This window comes from Amycolatopsis sp. NBC_00438, from assembly GCF_036026695.1.
GTDB lineage: Bacteria > Actinomycetota > Actinomycetes > Mycobacteriales > Pseudonocardiaceae > Amycolatopsis.
On sequence record NZ_CP107923.1, the window covers coordinates 6,672,056 to 6,697,112 of the forward strand.

25 protein-coding genes are annotated in these 25,057 nt (G+C 72.6%); 16 read left to right on the top strand and 9 right to left on the bottom strand.

What is annotated here, in order from left to right:
- The first annotated feature begins 54 nt into the window (after positions 1–54).
- Positions 55–1,116, top strand: coding sequence for a methyltransferase (locus OG494_RS29875; RefSeq protein ID WP_442874507.1), 1,062 nt, complete (start codon positions 55–57; stop codon positions 1,114–1,116).
- Positions 1,117–1,256: 140 nt separating this feature from the next.
- On the top strand, positions 1,257–1,877 hold the full coding sequence (locus tag OG494_RS29880) for a rhomboid family intramembrane serine protease (protein WP_328459060.1): 621 nt from the start codon (positions 1,257–1,259) through the stop codon (positions 1,875–1,877).
- Here the strand turns inward: OG494_RS29880 and OG494_RS29885 are convergent.
- Together OG494_RS29885 and OG494_RS29890 are read right to left on the bottom strand one after the other, a co-directional pair.
- Positions 1,870–2,373 (bottom strand): YceI family protein, encoded by a 504-nt coding sequence (locus tag OG494_RS29885; protein ID WP_328444348.1) that lies wholly within the window; start codon positions 2,371–2,373, stop codon positions 1,870–1,872. The genes OG494_RS29880 and OG494_RS29885 overlap by 8 nt on opposite strands.
- The gene (locus tag OG494_RS29890) at positions 2,370–2,915 is read right to left on the bottom strand and encodes a hypothetical protein (protein WP_328444350.1); all 546 of its coding nucleotides are present in this window, start codon (positions 2,913–2,915) and stop codon (positions 2,370–2,372) included. The genes OG494_RS29885 and OG494_RS29890 overlap by 4 nt, the downstream gene beginning before the upstream one ends.
- Before the next feature lie 119 nt (positions 2,916–3,034).
- Here OG494_RS29890 and OG494_RS29895 point away from each other — a divergent pair, with 119 nt between their 5' ends.
- Positions 3,035–5,758, top strand: a complete 2,724-nt coding sequence (locus tag OG494_RS29895) for an ATP-binding protein (RefSeq protein ID WP_328444352.1) — start codon at positions 3,035–3,037, stop codon at positions 5,756–5,758.
- Between the two features lie 224 nt (positions 5,759–5,982).
- Positions 5,983–6,729: a trypsin-like serine peptidase gene (locus OG494_RS29900; RefSeq protein ID WP_328444354.1), complete on the top strand. Its 747-nt coding sequence runs from the start codon at positions 5,983–5,985 to the stop codon at positions 6,727–6,729.
- A gap of 61 nt (positions 6,730–6,790) precedes the next feature.
- Here the strand turns inward: OG494_RS29900 and OG494_RS29905 are convergent, their stop codons facing one another.
- Both OG494_RS29905 and OG494_RS29910 read right to left on the bottom strand, forming a co-directional pair.
- A complete protein-coding gene (locus OG494_RS29905) occupies positions 6,791–7,618 on the bottom strand; it encodes a hypothetical protein (RefSeq protein WP_328444356.1) in 828 nt (275 codons plus the stop codon).
- 150 nt (positions 7,619–7,768) lie between these two features.
- Positions 7,769–8,398, bottom strand: a complete 630-nt coding sequence (locus OG494_RS29910; RefSeq protein ID WP_328444358.1) for a TetR/AcrR family transcriptional regulator — start codon at positions 8,396–8,398, stop codon at positions 7,769–7,771.
- A gap of 99 nt (positions 8,399–8,497) precedes the next feature.
- Between OG494_RS29910 and OG494_RS29915 the strand changes: the two genes are divergently transcribed.
- The 4 genes from OG494_RS29915 (at position 8,498) to OG494_RS29930 (ending at position 13,734) form a co-directional block, all read left to right on the top strand.
- Complete coding sequence (locus tag OG494_RS29915) at positions 8,498–10,195, top strand: TIGR03086 family metal-binding protein (protein WP_328444359.1); 1,698 nt, start codon at positions 8,498–8,500, stop codon at positions 10,193–10,195.
- 258 nt (positions 10,196–10,453) lie between these two features.
- Positions 10,454–11,041 (top strand): TetR/AcrR family transcriptional regulator, encoded by a 588-nt coding sequence (locus tag OG494_RS29920; RefSeq protein WP_328444361.1) that lies wholly within the window; start codon positions 10,454–10,456, stop codon positions 11,039–11,041.
- 20 nt (positions 11,042–11,061) lie between these two features.
- Positions 11,062–12,234, top strand: coding sequence for a Glu/Leu/Phe/Val dehydrogenase dimerization domain-containing protein (locus OG494_RS29925; protein WP_328444363.1), 1,173 nt, complete (start codon positions 11,062–11,064; stop codon positions 12,232–12,234).
- 471 nt (positions 12,235–12,705) lie between these two features.
- On the top strand, positions 12,706–13,734 hold the full coding sequence (locus tag OG494_RS29930) for an LLM class flavin-dependent oxidoreductase (RefSeq protein ID WP_328444365.1): 1,029 nt from the start codon (positions 12,706–12,708) through the stop codon (positions 13,732–13,734).
- Here the strand turns inward: OG494_RS29930 and kstD are convergent.
- A complete protein-coding gene (gene kstD, locus OG494_RS29935; protein ID WP_328444367.1) occupies positions 13,731–15,464 on the bottom strand; it encodes a 3-oxosteroid 1-dehydrogenase in 1,734 nt (577 codons plus the stop codon). The two genes, OG494_RS29930 and kstD, sit on opposite strands and share 4 nt — an antisense overlap.
- A 225-nt stretch (positions 15,465–15,689) precedes the next feature.
- Between kstD and OG494_RS29940 the strand changes: the two genes are divergently transcribed.
- A complete protein-coding gene (locus OG494_RS29940) occupies positions 15,690–16,397 on the top strand; it encodes an SDR family NAD(P)-dependent oxidoreductase (RefSeq protein ID WP_328459061.1) in 708 nt (235 codons plus the stop codon).
- Here the strand turns inward: OG494_RS29940 and OG494_RS29945 are convergent.
- Positions 16,394–17,233 (bottom strand): intradiol ring-cleavage dioxygenase, encoded by an 840-nt coding sequence (locus OG494_RS29945; protein ID WP_328444369.1) that lies wholly within the window; start codon positions 17,231–17,233, stop codon positions 16,394–16,396. The two genes, OG494_RS29940 and OG494_RS29945, sit on opposite strands and share 4 nt — an antisense overlap.
- An 82-nt stretch (positions 17,234–17,315) precedes the next feature.
- On the opposite strand from OG494_RS29945, the gene OG494_RS29950 reads away from it, so the two are divergent.
- Positions 17,316–18,041, top strand: coding sequence for a nucleotidyltransferase domain-containing protein (locus OG494_RS29950; RefSeq protein WP_328444370.1), 726 nt, complete (start codon positions 17,316–17,318; stop codon positions 18,039–18,041).
- Here the strand turns inward: OG494_RS29950 and OG494_RS29955 are convergent.
- Both OG494_RS29955 and OG494_RS29960 read right to left on the bottom strand, forming a co-directional pair.
- A complete protein-coding gene (locus OG494_RS29955; protein WP_328444372.1) occupies positions 18,021–19,313 on the bottom strand; it encodes a 6-phospho-beta-glucosidase in 1,293 nt (430 codons plus the stop codon). The genes OG494_RS29950 and OG494_RS29955 overlap by 21 nt on opposite strands.
- Positions 19,310–20,059, bottom strand: a complete 750-nt coding sequence (locus tag OG494_RS29960) for a DeoR/GlpR family DNA-binding transcription regulator (protein WP_328444374.1) — start codon at positions 20,057–20,059, stop codon at positions 19,310–19,312. Before OG494_RS29960 ends, OG494_RS29955 begins: the two co-directional genes overlap by 4 nt.
- A 116-nt stretch (positions 20,060–20,175) precedes the next feature.
- Between OG494_RS29960 and OG494_RS29965 the strand changes: the two genes are divergently transcribed.
- The 6 genes from OG494_RS29965 to OG494_RS29990 all read left to right on the top strand — a co-directional run bounded on the left by OG494_RS29965 (position 20,176) and on the right by OG494_RS29990 (position 24,065).
- Positions 20,176–21,201 carry a carbohydrate kinase family protein gene (locus OG494_RS29965; protein ID WP_328444376.1) on the top strand — a complete coding sequence of 342 codons (1,026 nt, stop codon included), beginning with the start codon at positions 20,176–20,178 and terminating at the stop codon, positions 21,199–21,201.
- A gap of 2 nt (positions 21,202–21,203) precedes the next feature.
- Complete coding sequence (locus tag OG494_RS29970; RefSeq protein ID WP_328444378.1) at positions 21,204–21,602, top strand: heavy metal-binding domain-containing protein; 399 nt, start codon at positions 21,204–21,206, stop codon at positions 21,600–21,602.
- Positions 21,566–21,916 (top strand): hypothetical protein, encoded by a 351-nt coding sequence (locus OG494_RS29975; protein WP_328444380.1) that lies wholly within the window; start codon positions 21,566–21,568, stop codon positions 21,914–21,916. Before OG494_RS29970 ends, OG494_RS29975 begins: the two co-directional genes overlap by 37 nt.
- Positions 21,917–22,038: 122 nt before the next feature.
- The gene (locus OG494_RS29980; protein WP_328444382.1) at positions 22,039–22,836 is read left to right on the top strand and encodes a heavy metal-binding domain-containing protein; all 798 of its coding nucleotides are present in this window, start codon (positions 22,039–22,041) and stop codon (positions 22,834–22,836) included.
- Positions 22,837–22,845: 9 nt separating this feature from the next.
- Positions 22,846–23,664 (top strand): heavy metal-binding domain-containing protein, encoded by an 819-nt coding sequence (locus OG494_RS29985; RefSeq protein ID WP_247061439.1) that lies wholly within the window; start codon positions 22,846–22,848, stop codon positions 23,662–23,664.
- A complete protein-coding gene (locus OG494_RS29990; protein WP_328444384.1) occupies positions 23,664–24,065 on the top strand; it encodes a hypothetical protein in 402 nt (133 codons plus the stop codon). The genes OG494_RS29985 and OG494_RS29990 overlap by 1 nt, the downstream gene beginning before the upstream one ends.
- A gap of 107 nt (positions 24,066–24,172) precedes the next feature.
- Here the strand turns inward: OG494_RS29990 and OG494_RS29995 are convergent, their stop codons facing one another.
- Complete coding sequence (locus OG494_RS29995) at positions 24,173–25,024, bottom strand: alpha/beta fold hydrolase (RefSeq protein WP_328444386.1); 852 nt, start codon at positions 25,022–25,024, stop codon at positions 24,173–24,175.
- Positions 25,025–25,057: the final 33 nt, after the last annotated feature.

Here is a 25,057-nt window from a genome sequence, read left to right on the forward strand (position 1 = left end):
GCAGCAGAACGGAAATCCGTGTCTCACCTCGTCCTGCCCGGCGAACCCGCCCGCATGCTCTTTTCACCGCCTTCACACCGCGCCGTCCCTGCCGTCCCTGCCGTCCCCGCCGTCCCCGCCGACGAAGGGCTCTCGGCCGACGCGGCGCTACGCGCACTGTCCGCCGGCGACGCGCTGCTCTGGCGCGGCGGCTACCCGGCCGCGCGGCAGCTCCTCGACGCCGTGTCCCGGCGGCTCCCGCCCCCGCCGTCCGGCGGCCACGCGGCCTACCGGGCGCACCGCGGGCACCGGGCGCGGCTGCTCTCGCTGTTGTACGTGCCCCTGGACCCCGGGCACGTCGTCCCGCTTCGCCGGGCGCCGGACGTCCGGGAAGCGTGCACCGGCGTCTACGGCCCGCTCGACGTCGCGGCCGCGGTGCCGCTGCGGGAGCTGCTCGGCGTCCTCGGCGCGGCCGGATGGCGCCGGAGCGGGATCGCCGTCCCCGCCCTCGGCGCCCGGATCCACCCGCACTACGGCGTTTTCGCGCCGGTGCGCCAGGAGTACGTCCGGCTGGTCGCGGAAACGCCGTTGCCGGCCACGGAGCTCGCGTTCGACGTCGGCACCGGGACCGGCGTGCTCGCCGCCGTGCTCGCCCGGCGCGGGGTCACGCGGGTGATCGCGACGGACACCGACCCCCGCGCCGTCGTGTGCGCGACGGAAAACCTGGCCCGGCTGGGGTTCGCTGCGCGCACCGAGGTCGTGCGCGCGGATCTGTTCCCACCCGGCCGGGCGGGGCTGGTGGTGTGCAACCCGCCGTGGCTGCCGGGCCGGCCGCGGACGTCACTCGACCACGCCGTGTACGACCCGGGCAGCCGGATGCTGCGCGGCTTCCTCGACCGGCTGCGCCGCCACCTGACGCCGGCCGGGGAGGCCTGGCTCGTGCTGTCCGACCTGGCCGAACACCTCGGCCTGCGCACCCGCGACGAGCTGCTCGGCCGGATCGACGCGTCGGGCCTCGAAGTCGCCGGCCGAACGGACACGGCTCCCGGGCACCCCCGCGTCGCCGACGCCGGTGACCCGCTGCACCGGGCCCGCGCGGCGGAAGTCACGTCGTTGTGGCGGCTGCGCCCGGCCTGAGCGCCACAGCCGAAGTCACGGCTCGGTCCGGAATGCCGGATCCGGGCCGTGACCCGGCTATTCTTCGGCCAGCGCAGCCGAGAACGGGGGACGAAGTGAGCACGACCAGCGAGGGCACACCGCAGAGCAGCGCCGAAGCCATGATCGCCGAAGCCAAGCGGGCCTTGTGGGTGATGGTGGGCCTGCTGGCCGTGATGTGGGTGCTGCAGATCGTCAACTCCCTCGACAGCAACGGCCTGAGCCGGGAGTTCGGCATCGAAGCGCGCGATCCCGCGTCGCTGCCGGAGATCTTCAGCGCGCCGTTCTTCCACTTCAGCTGGGACCACATCGAGGCCAACTCCGGCCCGCTGTTCGTCTTCGGCTTCCTCGCCGCCTACCGCGGCGTGAAGAAGTGGCTCGGTGTGAGCGTGCTGATCATCATCGCGAGCGGTCTCGGCGTCTGGTTCATCTCACCGTCGACCGCGGTCACCGCCGGCGCCAGCGGCCTGGTGTTCGGCTACTTCGGCTACATCATCGTGCGCGGCCTGTTCGACCGGCACCCGATCGACATCGTGCTCGGGCTGGTGATGGCGTTGTGCTTCGCCTACCAGTTCTCGTCGCTGCTGCCGTCGGACGAGCAGGTCAGCTGGCAGGGCCACATGTTCGGCTTCGTCGGCGGCATCCTCGGCGGCTGGCTCTTCCGCGACCGCCGCCCCAAGGCCGTCGCCGGACCGGACGCGACCGACCCGGCGACCGTCCTGCTCCCGAAGGACCTCAGCTAGGCGGCGCCAGCCAGGCGTCGACGACGATCCGCACGTACCGGCCGATCATCGGCCGCGGCGCGCGCACGCCGAGCGGCGCCCGGTCCAGCGTTCCCGTCGCCCGGACGTGCCCTTCGCCGGTGGGCGGCTCGACCGTGAGCGTCAGCGGGCAGGACGTCCCGCGCAGCCGCAGCTCACCGGCGACTTCCCAGCCCTCGTGCCGCCGGATCCCGGTGGCCTCGAAAACCAGCTCGGGGTGGGTGGCGCTGTCCAGGAGCTTCGGCTTCCGCAGGTCGGCGTCGCGACGCGGGTTCTTCGTGTCGAGGGCGCCGAGGTCGAGCGTGGCCGCGATCGCCGTCACCTCGCCACCGGTCACCTCGACGGTGCCCGCGGTGACCGGGATCGTGCCGCGGACGCGGTTGAACCCGAAGTTGCGGACCTCGAAGGTCGCCGTCGTCCGTCCACTCAGGACGGTCCAGGTGCCGGTGCGCAACGCGGGCGCGGTGGGCCGGGTCATCGCGCGGCCGCCGGTTCCGGCAGGTCCGCGCGCAGCACGCGGTGCAGGTCGATCCGGTCCGGGCCGGGCAGCAGCGCGGGGTCCTCACCGGGCAGCAGCTCGGTGCTCATGACCGCCCGCTGCGTCGCCTCGATCGTCTCGATCGACGCGGCGAAGCCGACGATGACCGTCGCGCGGTCCGCCGCCGTCAGGACGTAGGACGGTCCGAGGCCCTCGATGTCCCGGATCGCCGGCCAGATCCGCTCGGTGCTCGCCCGCCGCTCGGCGGCCGCCTGGTCGGCGGTGCGCGGGCCGTCGAACCAGCTGAGCTGGGCGAACCGCGGCTCGGCGGTGGTGGTCCGGACGTCGGCGACCTCGTAGACGCCGGTGTCGAGCCAGGTCGTCCCGGCCGGCTGCCGGGCGGCCGCGGCGGCCGCGGCGTCGGGCCAGAAGGCGACGACGGCGCCGTTCAGGCCGCCGACCTGGGTGAACGCGCAGGTGCCGAGCGAGCCCGGGAGCAGCTCCCCGAGCGGGCCTCGGAACTGGTGGACGGTGGCGTACATGGCGGTTCCTTTCCGCTGGTCATCGTGTGAGGACGACTCTCGCCCGGAACCGGCGACCGGACATCAGTGCCAGTACGGAGCACGGCACTGAAACCGGGCACGCAGGGGATACTGCTCGGGTGACGCGCAGCGAACCGTTCGTCGGCCGGTCCGGTGCCGTGGCGGAACTGCGGGCGCGGCTCGCGGCGGCGGCCGGCGGCACCGGCGCGCTGGTGCTCGTCGGCGGGCCGGCCGGGATCGGCAAGACCCGGCTGGTCGAGACCGTCGTGGACGCCGGCGCCGTCTGGGGCCGCTGCGTCGACGACCCCGGCGCCCCGCCCCTGTGGCCGTGGCGCCGGGTGCTGCAGGCGCTCCCCACCGCCGGGGCGGAGGTCGCGCGGGCGCTGGCCGACCTCGACGGTCACGACGGCGCCGACCTGGTCGCGGCCCGCTTCCGGTTCGTGGCGCTGGCCGCCGACGCGCTGGTCGCGGCGGCCGAACCGGCCGGGCTCGTGGTGGTCCTGGAGGACCTGCACTGGGCCGACGAGGCGTCGCTGCGGCTGCTGCGGCACCTCGCGGGCGAGATCCGCCGGTCCCGGCTCGCCGTCGTCGCGACCTACCGCGACGCCTTCTTCGAGGCCGATCTGCTCGGCCGCCCGGGGACCGAGAGCCTGCGCCTGGATCCGCTCACCGAACCCGACGTCCGCGCGTACCTCGCCGAGATCGGCCGGCCGGGCGTCGACGTCGGGGACGCGCTGCGGCGCTCGGGCGGGAACCCGCTCTACCTCAAGGCGGTCGCGCGGTCGTCGGCCACCGGCAGCGGGCGGGCCGAGCTGAGCCACCTCGTCCGCACCGCCGTCGCCGCACTCGATCCCGGCGCCCGGGAGCTGCTGGCGATCGCGTCGGTGCTCGGTGAGGACGTCGACGCGCACGTCGTCGCCGCGGTGGCCGGGCGGCCGGGCGGCGACGTCGTCACGGCGCTCGACCGGGCGGCGCGCGCCGGGGTGCTGGTGCCCGGCGTCGCCGGGACCCGCCGCTTCGCCCACGCCGTCGTGCGCGACGGCATCTACGCGGACCTCGACCAGGGCGTCCGCGAGGACCTGCACGCCCGGACGGCGGCCGCCCTGGAGCACGAACCGGCGCTCGCCGGGGTGGTGGCCGGGCACTGGCTGCGGTCCGCGCCGACCCCGGACGCGCTCGCCCGCGCGGCGCGCTGGGCCGAGGTCGCGGCCCGGGACGCGACCCGGTCGTTCGCCTTCACCGAAGCGGCCCGGTTCCTGGCGTTGGCCGTCGGCTCACGACGTCGGGCCGGGGCCCACGACGGGCTCGCGGCCCTGCTCGTCGAACTCGCGACGGCGGAGTACCGGGCGGGGCGGTTCGCGCAGAGCTTCGAGCACGCGAAGGAGGCCGCTGAGCTGGCGCCGGACCTGGTCGTCGCCGCGGCGCTGGTCGTCCGGGACGTCGCCGCCCCGGACCTGCTGGCCGGGATGGCCGAGCTGACCGCGGCGGCGCTGACCGCGGCCGGTCCCGACGCGGACCCGGTGGTCCGGGCGAAGCTGCTCGCACAGGCGGCGTCGATCGCGGCCGACCGCGGGCGCGGCGGCGAAGCGGTCAAGACCGCGGACGAGGCGCTGGCCCTCGCCGAGCAGGCCGGCGACGAGGAGGCGCGGATCGACGCGGTCCGCGCCCGGCTGAAGGTCCGCCCGACGGACCTGCCCCTGACCGAGCGGCTGCGGCTGGGTGCCCTCGCCGTCTCCCTCGGTGGCACCGGGCGGCCGCTGGTGGCGTTGTGGGGGCACAAGTGGCGGGTGGACGCGGCGTTCGAGGTGGGCACGATGCCCGTGGTCGACGCCGAGCTGGCCGGGATCGCCGCCCTCGCGACGACGACCCGGCTCCCCCTGGTCCGCTGGCACTGCCTGCGGCTGCAGGCCTCCCTCTCGGCCTACCGCGGCGCGTTCGCCCGGTCCCGCGAGCTGAACCGGCTGGCGTCGGAGCTCGCCTGGGGTGAGCTCGCCGAAGACCGGTCCACGGTCGGCCTGACCTACGCGTTCGCGCTGCAGCTGGCCCTCATGGCCGGCGATCCGGGTGAGCTGCCGGAAGGCTACGAGGAGCTGCTGGCGATCGCGCCGCCGTTGCCGATCACGCTCATTTCGCGGCCGCTGTCGGCCCTCGTCCTCGGCCGGCGCGACGAGGCCCAGGCCGGGTACGACGCCCTGCGCCCCCTGCTGCGTGACCCCGACTTCGTCAGCCGGGCGCCCGGCGTCGGCGTCAACCTGGTGCCGTTGGTGGAGGAGTTCCGTGACCTCGAAACGGCGGCGTGGCTGGCCGACCGGTTCGACGGCGAACCGCCGTTCGCCTCGGGCGGCGCGGGCACGTTCTGCGGCGACTGTTCCAGCAGCTGGTCCGCCCGCCTCGCCGCACTTCTGGAGCGCCACGACGAGGCCGCCCGGCTCTTCGAGGAGTCGATCGCGTGGGACACCCGCCTGGGCGCCCGCCCGTACGTCGTGCACAACCGCGTCCGGCTGGCGGCGGTGCTGGTCGAGTGCGGTGACCTGCGGCGCGCGGAAACCCTGGCCGGGCAGGCCGCCGAAGAGGCCCGCCGGCTCGGCATGCCCGGCTGGCTGCGGGACGCCACGGCGTTGCTGGAGCGGGTCCGGCTCGCCGCCGACCCGCTGACCGGCCGCGAGCGCGAGATCGCCGCACTGGTCGCGGACGCGCTGAGCAACCGGCAGATCGCGCACCGGCTGGTGCTCTCCGAACGCACGGTGGAAAGCCACGTCCGCAGCGTCCTGGCCAAACTCGGGCTGGCGAACCGGACCGAGATCGCCGCGTGGGTCCACCGTCGCGGGCTCACACCCCGCTGAAGCCGGACACGGCGTCGGCGACCTGATCGTTGCCGGCGTGGTGGCGGGTGTGCCGGCTGTCGGATGTTCCGGCACCGAGTCCAGCCGACCGGCGGCCCGCGACCAAGATCCGGTCCGCTATCGCAGCGATCACGAATCCCGTTGAGTCCCGACGCTGTGCGGTCGCTGTGGATCCGCCTCCGCGGGATGCCGATCCGGCACCGCTGTGGTGACCTGGATCAGTGGTGCACAGAGTCCTCCGGCCCGTGGTCGTCGTGGTGGTGTCGTTGCTGGTCCTCGGGGCCGGCCTGGCCGTCGGCGCCGGCAGCACGGCCGACGACGCCTACGCGGCGAACGCCCCCGTCACCACGGCCCCGGCCGCCGCGCCCGCGCCGACCGGTGCCGCGGCCACCTCGCCGGTCGGCGCGCTGTTCGCCGGCGGGAGCCACTTCTGCAGCGCGAGCGTCGTGCACTCCGGCGCCGGTGATCTCGTGCTGACCGCCGCGCACTGCGTCAAGGACGGGATGGCCTTCGCGCCCGGTTACCACGACGGCGTCGCGCCGCTCGGGATGTGGACCGTGACGAGCGCGGCCGTCGCGGACGGCTGGACGTCTTCCGCCGACCCGGATCTCGACTTCGCTTTCCTGACCGTTCAGCAGGCCGGGAACACCGCTTCCCTGGAAAGCCTGACCGGCGCGAACACCCTGGGAATCGACCAGGGATTCGACCACGAAATCACTCTGACGGGCTACCCCGACACGACCGATTCCCCGGTCGTCTGCACCGGCGCGACGACCCGTTCCGACACCTATCAGCAACGGATCGCGTGCCCCGGTTTTCCCGACGGGACCAGCGGCGGGCCGTGGGTGACGAACGGCGTGGTCGTCGGCGTGATCGGCGGTTACCAGCTCGGCGGCGACACCCCGGACGTCTCCTACAGCGCCTATTTCGACGACGACATCCGGAAGCTGTACACGTCGGCCGGCGGCTGAACGCGAACCGGGCCCGCGTCCCTGGCGGAGGACACGGGCCCGGCCCTTCTCACGTGAACCTTCAGCAGGTCACGATGAGCCCGGTGAGCGCCGAGCACGTCTTCGACGCGCTGTCGTTGGCACTGGTGGGATCGGTCGGCGTGCTCGTGGTCTTCTGCACCGAAGTGGTGTAGGAGCCGAGGGCCAGCAGCCCGCCGTTGACCGAGAACTTCGCGGTCGTGGACGCGCCGGAGGCCAGCGAGGCGACGTCGCAGTTCAGCGTCCGGGTGGTGCCCACGTGGGCGCAACCGGTCGAGCTCGCGTACGAAAGACCCGACGGATACGTTGCGACGACCCGGATCCCGGACGCGGCCGACGGGCCGGTGTTCGTCACGGTCAGCGTGTAGTCGATGCGCGCGTTCAGGCCGCCGTGGCCGGTCGCGGCCAGCGCGACCTTGACGTCGGCGAGGCTCGACGCCTCGCCGATGGTGACGACCGGGCCGTCGAGGGTGTCGAAGGCGTAGTTGTCACCGACGAACTGGTGCTGCAGCGTGAACTGGCCCGGCGTGAGCGTTTCCTTGGCGCGCAACGTGAACACCGCGGTCCGGGTACCGCCGGCCTCGAGGTCGCCGAACGGCGCGCGGTAGCTGCTGCCGGCCTGGAAGCAGCCCAGGTCCGTCACGCCGGTGCAGGACACGAGGTCCGCGATGTCGGTGATGGCGGTCGGCGAGCCGTAAATGGCCGCCTTCGCGAACGTGACCGTGAAATCGCGGTCGTTGTAAATGGTTTCCGAAACGGTGAATGTCTGTCCCGGCAGTACCGTTGTGGGACTGACTTCGACAGAACTGGAGGGCGGGGCCGCGTCCGCGGCGGGCGCCATCGCGATGAACGCGGTGGCCAGTGCGGCCACCGAAGACAGAATCGTTGTCCGTCGCCAGCTTCTTCGCATAGTGGTGTTCTCGCCGTTCAGTCGAGGAATGCCGCTCTGACAGATGCTGCTGTTCAGTCGTCGCATCCCCGGAATTCGTTACCTCCATCCGGCGGCGCCCCCGCACCGCCGTCAGGAGTGACGCCAGCGGCCGTTCATCTCACCCGGGCGCGGCGGCGGGCCCGGCAGGTCCGGGCCGCCGCCCGACTCCAGCCCTTCGACGAGCAACGCGAGGTACCGCTGCCGCAGCTCGCTGGTGCGCGCCGGGTCGTCGACGCGGATCGCCGCGCAGCACTCGAGGATCATGCCGACGTCTTCGGTGACGGCGTCGCGGCGCAGCCGCCCGCTCTCGTGCGCGCGGGCGACGAGCCCGGCCGCGAGCTCGTTCGCCCGCTGGGCGTCGAGGCCCATCTCCGGGGTCGGCGTGAACGTGCCCGCGAGGTGGGTGGTCAGCGAGTGCACGTCGGCGTCGACCACCCGGCGGAGGAAGCCGGTGAGGGCCCGCCAGGCGTCCGGTTCTTCCACCGAGACCTCGGCTTCGGAGATGAACCGGCGCAGGCCGTCGTGGCAGAGCCGGCAGAGCAGGAACTCCTTGCTCGGGTACCGGCGGTAGAGGGCGCTGATGCCGACGCCCGCGCGCTTGGCGACGGCCGAGATCGGAGCCTTCGGGTCCAGGAGGAAGACGTCACGGGCGGCGTCGAGGATCACGACGTCGTTGCGGGCGGCCTGGCCGCGGCGGCCGGGCAGGGCTGGCTCGGGCATGCCCCGAGATTAGCACTGGAACGGATCGTTCCGCTCTGCTATCGTACGGAACGAAGCATTCCGTTCCAGTCAGATCCGCCGAGTTCCGAGGAGCAGCACATGACGAACGCCCTCCGCCCCTTCCGCGCCGAGGTCCCGCAGTCCGCGCTGGACGACCTGCACGGGCGGCTCCGGCGCGCGCTCTGGCCGGACGACCTGCCCGCCGGGTACGGCGTCACGAACGAGCGGGTCCGTGCCCTGGCCGAGTACTGGCTGGAGAAGTTCGACTGGCGGGCCTTCGAGGCGCGGCTCAACGCGTACCCGCAGTTCGTGACGGAGATCGACGGCGAGACGATCCACTTCCTGCACGTCCGGTCGTCCCGCGCGGACGCCACCCCGCTGGTGCTGACGCACGGCTGGCCGGGGTCGGTCGCCGAGTACCTCGACGTCATCGGCCCGCTGACCGAGCCGGCGTCGCCCGGGGCACCGGCGTTCCACCTCGTGATCCCGTCACTGCCGGGCTTCGGTTTCTCGGGCCCGACGAAGGCGGCGGGCTGGGGCACCCACCGCACCGCGGCGGCGTGGGCCGAGCTGATGGAGAGGCTGGGCTACGAGTCGTACGGCGCGGCGGGCAACGACGCGGGCTCGATGATCTCGCCGGAGATCGGCCGGCTCGCGCCGGGGAAGGTCGTCGGCGTGCACGTCACGCAGCTGTACTCGTTCCCGTCCGGCGACCCGGCGGAGATGGCGGACCTGAGCGCGGCCGACCAGGCGGCGCTGGCGCACCTGCAGTGGTTCTACGAGAACATGTTCTCGTTCAACACGCTGCACAGCCAGCAGCCGCACACGCTGGCGTTCGCGCTCGCCGACTCGCCGCTGGGCCTGCTGGCGTGGAACGCGCAGCTGTTCGGCGAAAACCTGGACGCCGACTTCGTCCTGGCGAACGTCGCGCTGTACTGGCTGACGGGCGCCGGCGGCTCGTCGATCCGCTTCTACTACGAGGACGCGCAGGCGACGACGCGCCCCTCGGAGCCGACCACGGTCCCGACCGGCCTGGCGATGTTCAAGGGCGACTTCCAGTCGATCCGCCGCTTCGCCGAGCGCGACCACGCGAACATCGTCAGCTGGCACAGCTACGACGTCACCACCGGAAGCGGCGGCCCGCGCGACGCCGCCGGCCACTACGCGGCACACGAAGCGCCGGAGGTCCTGGTCGCCGACATCCGCCGGTTCTTCGCCGGGCTTTCCCGCCCCTGGCCCGTCCTGGACCAGGCCCACGCGGCATTGCGCGCGGCGATCGAAGGCGTCGAGGACTGGTCGGCCCCGACCCCGTGCGCGGAGTGGACCGTCACCCAGGTCCTCCAGCACGCGGCGGGCGACCAGCTGGGCTACGCGGCGTCCATCACCGGCGAGCCGGGCCCGGACTTCAACCCGTTCGCCCCGTCGGGCACCCTCACCGTCCCGGCAGGCGACTTCCTGGAACCCACCCTGGCGGTGGCCGAAGCCGCGTTCGCGACGATCACCCCCGACACCGTCGCGGTCCCGACGCCACTCCCCCAGGGCGCGCTGCCGGCCCCGGTGGCCGTCGGCGCGGCCGCCCTGGACGCGGCCGTCCACGCCTGGGACATCACGACGGCGACCGGCCGGAAGTCCTTGCTGACCAACGAACTGGCGGAAGCCTTGCTGCCGGTGGCGAAGGAACTGGCCGAGCCCCTGCGCGGGTTCGCCTACGCCCCGGCGCTCCCCGCACTGGCCGACGACGACGCGGTCTCGACGTTGCTCCGGTACCTGGGCCGCGACCCGCACTGGACGGCGTGAGCCCCTCACTCCGCCACGGCGAGGCCGGTTCCTCCCCGGCCGTGGACAGCACATCCGTTGCCCCGCAAGGAACAGCGTTTCGCTCGACGGCGTCGTCTGGTACTACTTCGGCAGCGGGACACACACCGGCCGGAACGCCCGGACGAGGGAGCAGCTCGTCCGGTCCACCGCCGGGAAGCCCGTGGTGATCGAACCGGCGGACGACGGCCACGAGCCGCGATACTGACTGGCCAGTCAGCAGAGGGTACGGTGAGCCGCATGGCGCGGAAGTCGGTGTCGGTGCGGCGGGAAGAGATCGTCCTCGCCGCGCTCGATCAGGTCCGCGCGCGGGGCATCGCCGGGGTGCGGGCGGCCGACGTCGCTCAGGCCCTGGACGTCAGCACGGCCTTGATCTTCTACCACTTCGGCACCCTCGAAACCCTCATCATCGAGGCCTTCCGGCAGGCCGCCGAGAACAACCTCGCGGTCCTGCGGGGCGAACTCGACCGCGGCGGCCCGGTCGGCGCGCGGCTGCGGGCCGTCTTGGCGCTCTACGGCCCCACCGAGCCCGCCCACGGCTGGAAACTGTGGATCGAGGCAGGCGCCGCGGCGATGCGCGACACCGAGCTGCGCGCCGTCCTGCAGCGGCTGGACCTGCGGTGGCGGGACGCCGTCGTCATGCTGATCGCCGAAGGTGTCGGGGCCGGCGAGTTCCGGTGCCCGGATCCGCAGGGCGCCGCGTGGCGGCTGACCGCGCTGCTCGACGGTCTGGCCATGCAGGTCGTGGCGCGCGAAGGCACCGTCACCACCGCGGACTGCGCGAGGTGGGTCGAGCAGGCCATGACGTACGAGCTGGGCCGTAACTGACTCGTCAATCAGGAGGGGCGATGACCGAAGCCGGATTCCTCGAGGTGACGTGGACCGACCCGGTCACCGGGTGCCGCGGTTACCTGGTGATCGACCGGCTCGTGCGCGGCGTCGCCAGTGGCGGCCTGCGGATGCGCCGCGGCTGCACGCTCTCCGAGGTCCGCGGCCTGGCCCGGGGCATGACGCTCAAGGAAGGCCTGAACTACGACCCGGCCGGCCGCTACATCCCGCTCGGCGGGGCCAAGGGCGGCATCGACTCCGACCCGTACGACGAGAACGCCCGCGACGTCGTCACCCGCTACCTGCGCGCGATGCGGCCGCTGATCGAGCGGTACTGGACCCTGGGCGAGGACCTCGGCCTGCGCCAGGACGTCATCGACGGTGTCATCGCGGACATCGGCCTGCGGAGTTCGATCCAGGCGATCCACCCGTTGCTCGAAGACCGCGACGCGGCGACCGGACGGCTCGCGGCCGCGTTCAAGATCGAGGTCGGCGGGCTGGGCCTCGACGAGCTGGTCGGCGGCCTCGGCGTCGCCCAGGCCACGCTGACGGGGCTCGACATACTGGGTCTCGGCGGCGGCCCGAACCGGGTGGTGGTGCAGGGCTTCGGCTCGATGGGCGGCGCCACCGCGCGGTTCCTCGCCGAAGCGGGGCTCGACGTCGTCGGCGTCTCGGACGTCCACGGCGTCGTCACCAACCCGAGCGGCTTGGACGTCGAGAACCTGCTCCGGCACCGGGATCGCTTCGGCGGCATCAACCGCGACCACCTGAAGGCCGGCGACGCACTGCTGCCGCCGGAAGCGTGGCTGGACGTCCCGGCCGAGGTGCTCGTGCCCGCGGCCGTCTCCTACTGCGTCGACGCCGGCAACCAGGCCCGGATCGGCGCGAAGCTCGTCGTCGAGGCGGCGAACATGCCAGTGACGGCGGACGCGGAGGACCTGCTCGGCGCCCGCGGCATCCCGGTCGTGCCGGACTTCGTGGCCAACTCGGCGACCAACTCCTGGTGGTGGTGGACACTCTTCGGAGACATCGGCGCGGACGCCGACGAGGCCTTCGCCCAGGTCCGCACCCGCATGCGCGAACTGGTGACGAACATGGTCGACCAGGCGACACGCGACGGCCTCAGCCTCCGCACCGCCGCCCTCCGGCTGTCGGAGACGAACCTCGAAGCCATCCAGGCAAGGTTCGGATGACGCCACCACCCGAAGCTCCGGCCACCCAGCACCCGGCCGCAAGGTCCGAGTGATGCCCGCCCAGTCACGCGAGATGCCCCGCGGATCACGCGAGACGCCCGCCCAGACACACGAGACGCCCGCACCATCACGAGTAATGCCCGCCCGATCACGCGAGACGCCCGCCCAGCCACGGGCGGGCTCACAGCCCGCACCCCGCGCCGGCTCGCACACCCGCGCGGGTGCCGCCGAGGCGGGCGCGCGGGGGTGGTCATCGCGGCCGACCCGGCGGGAACAATCCGAGGCGGCAGCGGCGCCGGCTGTCCACCAAGCCGTCCGGCACCCCGCCCAGCCACTGCCGGGCCGGAGCCGGGCCGCTGCCGGGCCACTGCCGAACCGGAGCCGTCGACCTGAACACGCAGGTCAAGCCCTCAGCGGAGCCGCCCGACCTGCGCCGGGAACGAATCAGACCGAGAGGTAGTTGAACGCTCTATGAAACTCGGTATCTACAGCTTCGGCGACCGGCCGCCGGACCCCCGCACCGGCGAGCAGGTCTCCGTCGCCCAGCAGCTGGCCAACACCCTCGAGCGGATCAAGCTCGCCGACCAGCTGGGCCTGGACTTCTACGGCCTCGGCGAACACCACCTCGACCAGTACGCCATCTCGAGCCCCGGCACCGTACTGGCCGCGGCCGCGAGCGTCACCGACCAGATCACCCTGAGCTCCGCCGTCACCGTGCTGAGCACCGAGGACCCGGTGCGCGTCTACCAGCAGTTCACGACCCTCGACCAGCTCAGCCACGGTCGCGCCGAGCTGCTGGCCGGGCGCGGGTCGTTCACCGAGTCGTTCCCGCTGTTCGGCAACGACCTCGGCGACTACGACGAGCTCTTCGAAGAGAAGCTCGCGCTACTCCTGCGGATCGACCGCGAGGACCCGCTCACCTGGTCCGGCAGGTTCCGGCCGCCGCTCGACAACGTGCGGATCCTCCCCCGCCCGTACGGCAGGCGGCTGCGCATCTCGGTCGGCACCGGCGGCAACCCCGAGTCGTCGATCCGCGCGGGCCTGCTCGGCCTGCCCGTCGTCTACGCCGTGATCGGCGGCCGGCCGGAGCGCTTCGCGCCGTTGGTCGACCTCTACCGCCAGGCCGGCGAAGCGGGCGAGCACCAGCCTGAAGACCTGCACGTCACGATGAGCGCCATCGGGCTCATCGCGCCGAATTCGCAGGACGCGAAGGAGAAGTTCTACCCGTACTGGCTCGAGACGATGAAGTACGGCGCGAAGGCCCGCGGCTGGGCGATCCCGACCCGCGCCGAGTACGACACGTACGCCCAGGGCGCGCAGGCCCTGTTCGTCGGCAGCCCGCAGGAGATCGCCGAGCGGCTGATCTCCGTCGGCAAGCTCACCGGCGCCGACCGGTACGCGCTGCAGATGGACTGGTCCGGTGTGCCGCACCAAGACGTCATGAAGGCCATCGAGCTGCTCGGCACCGAGGTGCTTCCGTTGGTGCAGAAGGAGTTCTAGACGTCGTTCGCGGCGATGTAGCCGAACGTCATCGCCGGGCCGATGGTCGAGCCCGCGCCCGCGTAGCTGTGGCCCATCACGGCCGCGCTGGCGTTGCCGGCGGCGTAGAGACCGGGGATCACCGAGCCGTCCGGGCGCAGCACGCGCGCCCGGGCGTCCGTGCGCATGCCGCCCTTCGTGCCCAGGTCGCCGGGGACCAGCTTGAGCGCGTAGAACGGCGGTGCCCACAGCGGCGCGAGGCAGGAGTTCGGCAGCACCAGCGGGTCGGTGTAGTAGTGGTCGTACGCGCTCGCGCCGCGGCGGAATTCGCGGTCGACGCCCGCCCACGCGAAGCCGTTGAACCGGTCCACTGTGGACTTCAACGCGGCCGGCGGCACGCCGATCGCCGAGCCGAGCGCCTGGACGCTCGACGCCTTGAAGACCGCGCCCGCGCTGTACCAGGCGTCCGGGAACGGCAGCAGCGGCAGGATGTCGCGGAACAGGTACTTGTTGCGATAGCTCTGGTCGACGATCAGCCACGCGGGGATGTCCGGCGCCGACGGGTTCTTGTCGTACATCGTGTGCACGACGTCGCTGTAGGGCGCGGCCTCGTTGACGAACCGCTGCCCGGCCTGGTTGACGATCAGCCCGCCCGGCAGCGTCCGCTCGGCCAGGCAGAAGTACGGGTCGCCGGGCGTCGGGATCGCCGGGCCCCACCAGGCGTCGTCCATCAGGTCGAGCGCGGCGCCGGCGCGCTGGCCCGCGCGGTGGCCGTCGCCGGTGTTCTCCTTGGCGCCGACCGTCCAGGCCGTGCCGATCGGCTGCCGCTGGTACTGCGCGCGCATGGCCGCGTTGTGCTCGAAGCCGCCCGAGCCGACGATCACGCCGCGACGTGCGCGGATCAGGCCCTGCGGCACCAGAACACCGGTGACCGCACCGTTTTCGACGTTCAGGTCGGTGAGCGGGGTGTTCAGCAGCACCGGGACGTTCGCCGCGAGCAGCCCGGCCCGAAGCCCGGCGGCCAGCGCCTGCCCCATGGTGAGCGGCTTCTGCCCGGCTAGCGCGGCGGCCGTCCCCCGCGCGAGACACGTGGCGGCGACGGCGGCGCCCTTCGCGTTGACCGCGGCCAGGTTCAGCCACTTGTAGTCGGCGCTGAACACGACAAGCCCGGCCGGCGTCGCGAGGTACGCCGGATTCAGGTTCGCCAGCTCGGCGCCGAGCAGGTTGCCGTCGAACTGGTCGGGCTCGATGGACCGCCCGTTCGGCAGGCCGCCCGGCAGTTCCGGGTAGTAGTCGCTGTAGCCCTCCATCCAGCGGAACCGCAGCGGGCTGTTGGCCATCACGGACGCGATCATCGCGGGTCCGTTGCGCAGGAACGCTTCCTGGCGCGCGGCCGGCACGTCCGGGCCGACGACGGCGGCGAGGTACTGCGCGGCTTTCGCCGGGGTGTCCGGCACGCCGGCGGCGAGCAGCACGGGGTTGTTCGGGATCCAGATGCCCGCGCCGGAGCGGGCGGCGGACCCGCCGAACGTCGGCGCCTTCTCGACCACGACGACACTCAGCCCGCGCTTGGCCGCCGTCAGCGCGGCGGTCATCCCGGCCGCGCCGGAGCCGACCACGACGACGTCGTACTCCCCCACGAGCGGTGCCGCACCGGCGGCCGGCGCCCCCGAGATTCCGGCGGTCACCGCGATTCCCACGCCCGCCGCGGTACCGCGCAGGATCTGGCGGCGGGTCAGGTCGGCATCCATGGGGCACTCCTCGCTCGCGGAACGGCGAAGGTCATGGTGTCGGCACCGGCGGAAAACTGGAACATGTTCTACCCGCTTGGAGCAGTGTTCACCCTCCCGAATGGACCGGAGGCGCCAACCGCGGACGGCATTCGGCGCACGGGACGTAAGTTGACGGCACCCTCACCTTCTGACTAACTTGAGCATAGTCTCAAGTTATCTTCCGAGGAGGTCCTCTTGTCGAAAGTGCTCGCCGTCCTGGGTGTCGGTCCCGGGCTCGGCCTGTCGATCGCGCATCGGTTCGGCCGCGAAGGGTTCACGCCGGCGCTGGTCTCACGCACCGACGCGCGGCACGCGACCTACCACGCGTCGCTCGCCGAAGCCGGCATCACCGCGCACACCTACACCGCCGACGTCACCGACGAAGCCCAGGTCCGCGCGGTCCTCGCGCGCATCACGGCCGAAGCGGGCGAGATCGACGCGGTGTACTTCGGCCCGGCGGACCTCGGCGTCGGCTCGGCGATCGCCCCGCTGACCGAAGCCGGGGCCGACAATCTGCGCGTGCCGTTCGAGTCGATCGTGCTCCCGGCCGCGCAGGTGACCCAGGCCGTCCTGCCGCGCCTGCTGGAGCGCGGCACGGGCTCGCTCCTGTTCGCCGGCGGCATCAGCGGCAAGTACCCGATCCCGCTGCTCGGCAGCTTCGCCCCCGCGGCGGCGGCGCTGCGCATGTACGTCCTGACGCTCAACGCGGCCTTGCGCGACAAGGGTGTCTACGCCGGGACGCTCACGATCGGCGGCGTCATCGAGCGCGGCGACATCCACCGGATGTTCACCGAGCAGGCCCCGGATTCCATGCCGGGCACGCTGGACCCCGACGACATCGCCGAGCGGGCGTGGCTCCTGCACGCCGAGCGCGACGAGGCCGAGGCGGAGTTCAACGCGCTCGTCGTCTAGCTGCCGTCGCGGTCGGAGTCGGCAACGAGCACGTGCGCGCCGAGGTAGCCGTCGCCGTCCGCCTTGACCGTCATCAGCATCGTGTCCTTGAAGATGGAGTCGTTGTCGTTCAAGGTGTCCCGGCCGGTGTGCGCCGCGTACGGCTGCTCGGCGTAGACCGCGCTGTTGAGCTTCTCGTCGAACATCAGCTGCGTGGTCAGCACCCGCTGGTTGCCGACGTGCACCAGCACGTGGACGTGCGTGGTCCGGCCGCGGTACCAGCCGGGCCAGATCGTGGTGAACTCGACGATGCCCGCCGCGTTCGTCACCTGGGCGCCGCGCAGGTAACGCTGGTCGTCGGTGGGGGTCAGGTCACCCTGGTCCCCACCACCGCCGGGCGACCGGCCGCCACTCGGGGGTGGCCCGCCACCCGGCGGCGCTCCACCAGGCCCGCCCGACGACAGCGATTCCGCCCCGGAGTAGAGCCCCGCCGCGTCGCAGTGCCAGATCTCGACGACGGAGTTCGGCAGCGGCTTGCAGGTTTCGCTGTCCTGCAGCTTCAGCGCGACGCGCAAGCGTTTGCCTTGCCGGTCTTCCCGGACGTCGGCGCGGATCTTGTCGGCGTCGAAGTAGTACGGCCCCTGCGTGGTCGACGCGGTGAGCGTGCAGCTTCCGCTGTCCTGGAACAGATCCGTGAGGTCCTTCGTGGTGATCGCGTCCGGCGTCACACTCGCGCCGGTGCTCGTCGTGACGGCGGTGGAGCCCGAGCACGCCGCGAGCAGCCCGGTCAGGCTGACCGAGCTCACCCCGGCCAGGAGCCGCCGCCTGCTGACCCGCTGGCCCTCGTGGTGGTCCATGTCCGTCTCCGTCCTGGATGTCGGGAATCCGAGGCTAAAGAGGTCGCCTGTGCGGACGCTGTGCGCCCGCTAGCCTGGGGTTGTGTACACACCGGGGGACAGGGACCTGCTGCGCAGCGCCCTGCTCGCGGCGGCCCGTGCGGACGACCGCGTAACCGCCGCCGCGCTCACCGGCTCGGCCGCGCTCGACGCCGAAGACGCGTGGTCCGACATCGACCTGGCCTTCAAGACGACCGAGCCCGAGCGGGTGCTCGCCGACTTCACGGCGCTGCTGTACCGCGACCACGGCGCGGAGCACCACATGGAGGTCGTGTTCGAACGGACCGTCTACCGCGTGTTCCTCCTGGAGAACACCCTTCAGGTCGATCTGTCCTTCTGGCCCGAAGCGGACTTCGGCGCGACCTCACCGAAGTTCCGGCTGCTGTTCGGCACCACGAACGACCGCGAGCCGTCGCCACTGCCCGACGCGCGGCGGTTTGTCGACCTGGCGTGGCTGCACGCGTTGCACGCACGGTCGAGCATCGCCCGCGGGCGCGCCTGGCAGGCCGAGTACATGATCAGCCGGGTACGCGAGTACGCCTTGTCCCTGGCGTGCGTGCGGCACGACGTGCCCGCGGGCGAAGGCCGGGGCCTCGACCAGCTGCCCGCCGCACTCCTGGCGGAGTTCGAGACGACACTCGCGCACGGGCTCGAAGACCTCTCGCGGGCTTTCCGCGCCGTCACCGAACTCCTGATCACCGAGACCCGCCATCTGGACGCCGGCCTCGCCGAACGATTGGCTCCGCTGCTACGCGCGCTGGCTTCCTAAGTACGCGAGTTCCGGGTGCGCGGCGACGTACCCGTCCAGCAGCCGGCGCGCCACGGAAACCGAATCCACCAGCGGGTGCACCGCGAACGCCCGCAGCGCCGCCTCCCGCGAACCCGTCGTCGCCGCTTCGATCGTCGCCCGCTCGGCGGCCTTCACCGCCGTCACCAGACCCAGCGCGTGGTCCGGCAACGGCCCGGCGTCGAGCGGACGCGCGCCCGCGCCGTCGACGACGCACGGCACCTCGACGACCGCGTCCGCCGGAACGCCCGGAAGCGCGGATCCGTTGCGGACGTTGAGGATCAACGTGGCCCGCTCGCCGCCCGCGAGGGCGCGCATGAGCGCCAGCGCGACCTTCTCGTAGCCGCCACCTTCGAGGTCTTCGCGTTCGCCTTCGCGCGTCTCGGCCATGTACGTCTCTTCGCGCTCCAGCCGCGTCCGGTCCCACGAAGCCAGCGACGGGTCCGCGTAGAACGACTTCTGCTGCTCCAGCAGGAAGGCCCCGCGCGACGCCACGCCCAGGGCTTCGCGGGTGAAGTAGTAATAGTGCAGGTACTCGTTCGGCAGGGCGCCCAGCACGCGCAGCCAGTCCGCGCCGAAGAGTTTCCCTTCCTCGAACGACTCCAGTGCGTCCACATCGGACAGCAGGCGCGGCAGGACGTCCTCACCCCCGACGTGGACCGCCTGGAGCCAGCCGAGGTGGTTCAGCCCGGAGTAGTCGAATCGCGCCGCGGCCGGGTCAACGCCGAGGGCGCGCGCCACCCGGCGGCACAGCCCGACCGGCGAGTCGCAGATGCCGATCACACGCTCGCCGAGCACCTCCGCCATCGCCTCGGTGACCAGCCCGGCCGGGTTGGTGAAGTTGACGACCCACGCGCGCGGCGCGACCTCGGCGATCGTGCGGGCGAGCGCGACGGCGACCGGGACCGTCCGCAGCCCGTACGCGATCCCGCCCGCGCCCACGGTTTCCTGCCCCAGCACACCTTCCGCGAACGCGACCTGCTCGTCGAGCCGCCGGCCGCGCATCCCGCCGACCCGGATGGCGGAGAACACGAAGTCCACATCGGACAGTGCGGCGCGCAGATCGGTGGTCGTGCGCACCCGCGGCGCGCCCGGGACACCGGCCGCCTGTTCGGCGAGGACCCGTTCGATCGCCGCGAGCCGGCCGGCGTCGACGTCGTGCAGGACCAGTTCGGTGCTGTCGCCCCCGGCCAGCAGCGCGCCGTGCACCAGCGGGACGCGGAACCCGCCGCCGCCGAGCAGCGCGAGCCTCATCGCAGCACCTCGACGCCGGCCTCGCCGAGCGCCGCGCACGTCGGTTCGTCGGCTCCCACGCTGGTGACGACGATGTCGAGGGCCTCCGGCCCGCACACCTTCGCGAGCCCGGTACCGGGGAACTTGCCCGCGTCGGCCAGCAGCACCACGCGGTCGGCCGCGGCGACCATCGCCCGCTTCACCGGCACCTCGACGACCGTCGAGTCCATCACCTGGCCGTCGCACCGGATCCCGCTGGCGCCGAGGAAGACGGTGCCGGCGCGCACCTGGCGCAGCGCGTCCTCGGTGAGGAACCCGACCATCGAGTGATAGCTGCGACGCACCACCCCGCCGAGCAGCACGAGCTGGACGTCTTCGGCGTCCTTCAGCTCTTCGTAGACGGCGAGGCTGCTGGTGATCACGGTCAGCGCGCGGTCGCGCAGGTGGCGGGCCAGCCGGTGCGCGGTGGTGCCGATGTCGAGGAGCACGGTGTCGCCGTCGGCGACCAGCGCGGCCGCGCGGCGGGCGACGGCTTCCTTGTCGTCGGCCCGTTCGGCGGCGACCTGCGCGAACGGCTCGTCGTCGTCCGCGCACGCCACCGCCCCGCCGTAGACGCGGGTCAGCAGGCCTTCACGATCGAGGTGCACCAGGTCGCGCCGCACCGTCGCCGGGCTGACGCCGAGCCGCTCGGCCAGCACGCCGACCGGCGCCGGACCCTCCACGCGCAGGGTCCGCAGGATCAGGTCGTAGCGGCGCTGGGGCAGCATCCGGCGACGATAGCAGTCAAACCCGCTCATCACACGGACGAGTTTGCGCGGCTCTTGCGAAATCTGCGCGACTCAAGCAGTCTCGTGCGCAAGCTTGCGCAGCTCTGGAGGCGCCCGTGACGGCTGAACCCGACATCGACGTCTTCCTGTCCGGCCTGCTGTTCTTCGACCTGGTCTTCACCGGTCTGGAAAAGCCGCCCGCACCAGGGGAAGAGGTGTGGACGGGCGGCATGGGCTCGGGCCCGGGCGGGATCGCGAACTTCGCCGTCGCGCTGAGCCGGCTCGGGCTGCGGACGTCGCTGGCCGCCGCGTTCGGCACCGACGTCTACGGCCGCTACTGCTGGGACGTGCTGTCGCGGCAGGAGCACATCGATCTTTCGCGCTCGCAACGGTTTCCGCGGTGGCACTCCCCCGTCACCGTGTCGCTCGCCTACGCCGGCGACCGCGCGATGATCACCCACGGCCACCCGCCGCCCGTGCCCGTCGCGCAGCTCGCCGGTTCGCCGCCGCCGAGCCGCGCGACCGTCGCGCACATCGGCCTCGACACCGCCGACTGGGTCCACACGGCCCACCAGTCCGGCAGCCTGGTGTTCGCCGACGTCGGCTGGGACCCGTCCGAGGCCTGGTCGCGGGCGCTGCTCGACCAGCTGGCGTGCTGCCACGCGTTCCTGCCCAACGACATCGAGGCCATGCGCTACACCCGCACCGACACGCCCGAAGCGGCGTTGTCGACGCTCGCCGACCTGGTGCCGATCGCGGTGATCACCCGCGGCGGCGCGGGAGTGCTGGCCGTCGACAGCACCACCGGTGAGACGGCCGACGTGCCCGCGCTGCCGGTCGACGTCCTCGACGCCACCGGCGCGGGTGACGTCTTCGGCGCGGGGTTCGTCGCCGCCACCCTGACCGGCTGGTCGCTGGCGGACCGGCTGCGGTTCGCATGCCTGACCGCGAGCCTGTCGGTGCAGCACTTCGGCGGCGCGCTCGCCGCGCCCGGCTGGCACGAGATCGCCCAGTGGCACGCGCGCACCCGGCGGCCGGACTACGGGTTCCTCGACGAAGTCCTGCCCGCCGACACGGAGACCGGCACTTCCCGGCGCGGCCCGGTGACGCTCGGCTTCGGCACCGAGGACGGCTGGGAATAGCCGTGCCGGACCGGGCCGCTCGCTACACCGCGTCCGGGCTGCGGACGTCGTTGCTGTCGGTCCCGGGCGCGGTCGGCGCCGAAGCGGTGGGGCTGCGGCCGATCGGCGAGGTGATGGGCTGCGTCGTCGAGCACGCCGGCGTCGACGACCCGGCGTCGTGCCTGCGGCGTGGCTACGCCACCGCGCTGGACCGCCTGCGCGCGGAGGCCCGGGCCCTCGGCGCGGACGGCGTCCTCGGCATCCGGTGCACGGTGACCCACGCGAGCCGGGCGATCCGGGAGTTCGTCGTGCTGGGCACGGCCGTCCGCGCGACCGGCGGCAAGCGTGCGGACCGGTGTTCACGACAAGCCTGTCCGGCCCGGACGTGGCGAAGCTCCTGCCGGCGGGCTGGGTGCCGGTGACCCTGGCGATCGGCCTCGACGGCGGCACGGTCTACGACCTCGCGATGCCGGACCGCCCGGCGCAGGAGATCGCGGCGCCGACGGAACTGGTGACGCGGGTGCGAGCCGCGGCGCGCGCGGAGTTCCTGGAGGCGGTGCGGGTTTCCGGAGCGGACGGCGGTCTCGTGTCCGCGACGACGTTGAGCGCCTGGCCTCTCGGCCGCACCGGCGCGGCGGCGGTGGCGGGTGTGTTCGGCACGGCGATCACCCGGTGCGGTACCGGTCCGGCGCCGCGGGACGCGCTGGCCGTGCTGCCGCTGGACCGCCGCGGCTGACCCGGCGCACGCAAGATCCTTCCCCGGAACCGGGAACATCCGGACTGATCACCCGCGGTCCGCCGCCCCCGGTGCGGATCCGTGCCACGATGGCGGGAGAAGCCCGCCGAAGGAGGTCCGAAGTGCCCGATTGGGACGGTCGTGGCCTGCCTCCCGTCGCGCGGGCCCGCGTCGAGCGCTACGCCGCGTCCGGGCTCAAGACGTCGCTGATGAGCGTGCCCAGCGCGGTGGGCGCCGAAGTCGCCGGCTTCACCGCGATCGGCGAGGTCATGGGCTGCGTCGTGCAGCAGGTCGGCTGGACCGGCACCGGCATCTTCGCCGACGACCAGGTCAAGCTGATCTCCGGCATGCTGCGGCAGGGCTACTCGACCGCGCTCGACCGGCTCGCCCAGGAGGCGACCGCGCTGGGCGCCGACGGCGTGCTCGGCATCGGGTTCACCGTCACCTCGCTCGACGGCGTGATGGAGGAGTTCGTCGCCCTCGGCACCGCCGTGCGCGCGGAGACGAAGCAGCGGCCGCGGCGGCTGTTCACCACCGACCTGCCCGGCCAGGACGTCGGCAAGCTGATGCAGGCGGGCTGGGTGCCGGTGCGCCTCGCGGTCGGCATCGCCGGGCGCGCGCAGTACGACTACAACATGCAGTACCAGACGACCACCTGGGCCGGGAACACCGAAGTGGACGCGCCCACGAGGGTCGTCACCGAAGTCCGCGCCGCCGCCCGGGCCGAGTTCGCCCGCGCGATCCGCGACGCCGGCGCCGACGGCGGCATCGTCTCCGGCATGACCTTGCGGACGTGGCCCGTGCAGGAGGTCGCGATGGCCGGCATCGCGTCCGTCACCGGCACCGCGATCGCCCGCTTCCACACCGGGCGCGCCGCCCCGACCAGCGCGCTCAAGATCCTTCCTTTGAACCGTTCCTGAGGAGGCTTCGTGACCACCGCGGACCCCGCCGGGCAGCACATCCCCGAGGATGCGATGCGCCGGCTCGCCGAGATGCGACCGGGCCAGAAGACCAGCCTGTTCACGTCGGACCTGAGCGTCAACGAGTTCCTGCTCGTGCGCGAAGCCGGGTTCCGGCCGCTCGGGCTGGTGCTCGGGTCGAGCATCTACCACGTCGGGTTCCAGATGGGCCGGTGGAGCAAGAACCAGGAGCTGGACCGGCTTTCCCAGGCGATGTACCACGCCCGCGAGCTCGCGATGTCCCGGATGGAGGCGGAGGCGGACGTGCTGGGCGCGGACGGCATCGTCGCGGTCCGGCTCGAGATCGAGTTCAAGGAGTTCGGCAGCGACCTCGCCGAGTTCATCGCCGTCGGCACCGCGGTGAAGGCCGACGAACCCGGGCAGTGGCGCAACAACACCGGGAAGCCGTTCACCTCGGACCTGTCCGGGCAGGACTTCTGGACGCTCGTGCAGGCCGGGTACGCGCCGCTGGGCATGGTGATGGGCACCTGCGTCTACCACATCGCGCACCAGCGGTTCCGGCAGATGATGGGCAACATCGGCCAGAACGTCGAGATCCCGCAGTACACCGAAGCGCTCTACGACGCGCGCGAGCTCGCGATGTCGCGGATGCAGACCGAGGCGGAACAGCTCGAGGCGGAAGGGATCGTCGGCGTCCAGCTGCTGTCGCTGCCGCACCGCTGGGGCGGGCACACGACGGAGTTCTTCGCCATCGGCACCGCGGTGAAACCGTTGCGGGAGGACCACCACATCGCCAAGCCGCAGCTCGTGCTGCCCCTCACCGACTGATGGGCGCCGAGCTGGAGTTCCACCTGCTGGTCGCGGCCCTGCGCACGGACCGCGCGGACGTCGAGTCCTACCACCGCGTCCTGTCGGAGACGCTGGGCGACGCGCTCCCGGCGGGCATGGTCGAGGTTTCGCGGCACCGGACGTTCGCCGACCGCGTCGCCGGCCGCGCCGGGCAGGTGGTTTCGGTCCAGGTGAGCACCCCGGACCGGGTTCTGGTGTTGAGCGCGGGCAAACACGGCGGGGTCGCGGCGGAGATCCGCCAGGTGGTGCGCGGCGTGGTGATCAGCCGCAAGGAAGCCGCGGTCGAAGACTGGCTGGCGGCGCTCGCCCGGGAGCTGACGACGCTGGCCGAGAAGGACGCGAAAGCCCGGGACGCGCTCTCGCGCCTGCTCGGCAGCTGACAAGTCCTTGCCCCGCAAGGGAAGTTTCATCGGGGGCGGGATGAGCGCCCCCGAATACACAGACTAGCCGCGGGGTACGACAGACCCGGGCTTCAGCGCAGCACGCGTCAGCGCAGCACCCGGCCGAGGAAGCCGCGGATGTAGCCGGCGATCGTGTCCAGCTGCGTCTCCAGCGCGAAGTGGCCCGCGTCGAGCAGGTGGATCTCCGCGTCCGGCAGGTCGCGGGCGTACGCGCGGGCGCCGTCGGCGATGAAGATCTCGTCGTTGCCGCCCCAGACCGCCAGCACCGGCACCCGGCTGGTCCGGAAGTACTCGTGGAACTTCGGGTATAGGCCGACGTTGTGGTGGTAGTCCGCGAGCAGCGCCATCTGGATCTCCGCCGCGCCGGACCGGTCGAGCAGCGCCTGGTCGTGGATCCAGACGTCCGGGCTGACCAGCTCCGGGTCGGGTGAGCCGTCGAGGTACTGCGCCTTGGTGGCTTCGAGGGTGACCATCGCGCGCAGGTCGTCGCCGGTCAGCGTGCCGGCGGCCAGCTTCTGCGGCAGGCCTTCGCCGAGGCCTTCGACGTAGGCGTTGCCGTTCTGCGTGACGATCGCCGTGACGCGGTCCGGGTTCGCCGTGGCGATCCGCAGGCCGACCGGCGCGCCGAAGTCCTGGATGTAGAGCGCGAACCGGGTCAGGCCGAGCTGGTCGAGCAGGCCGAGGGTGAGCTCGGCGAGCGCGTCGAAGGTGTAGCCGAACTCTTCGACCGAAGGCGCGTCGGAGGCGCCCGCGCCCAGGTAGTCCGGCGCGATGACGTGGTAGCGGTCGGCCAGCGCCGGGATGAGGTGCCGGTACATGTGCGAGCTCGTCGGGAAGCCGTGGAGCAGCACGATCGTGGGGGCTTCGGCGGGCCCGGCCTCCCGGTAGAAGAGCCGGTGCCCGGCGACGGTGGCGTGGCGGTGGTGCACGGCGGTCATGATTGCTCCTCACCTCTCATGGATACTTTTTCA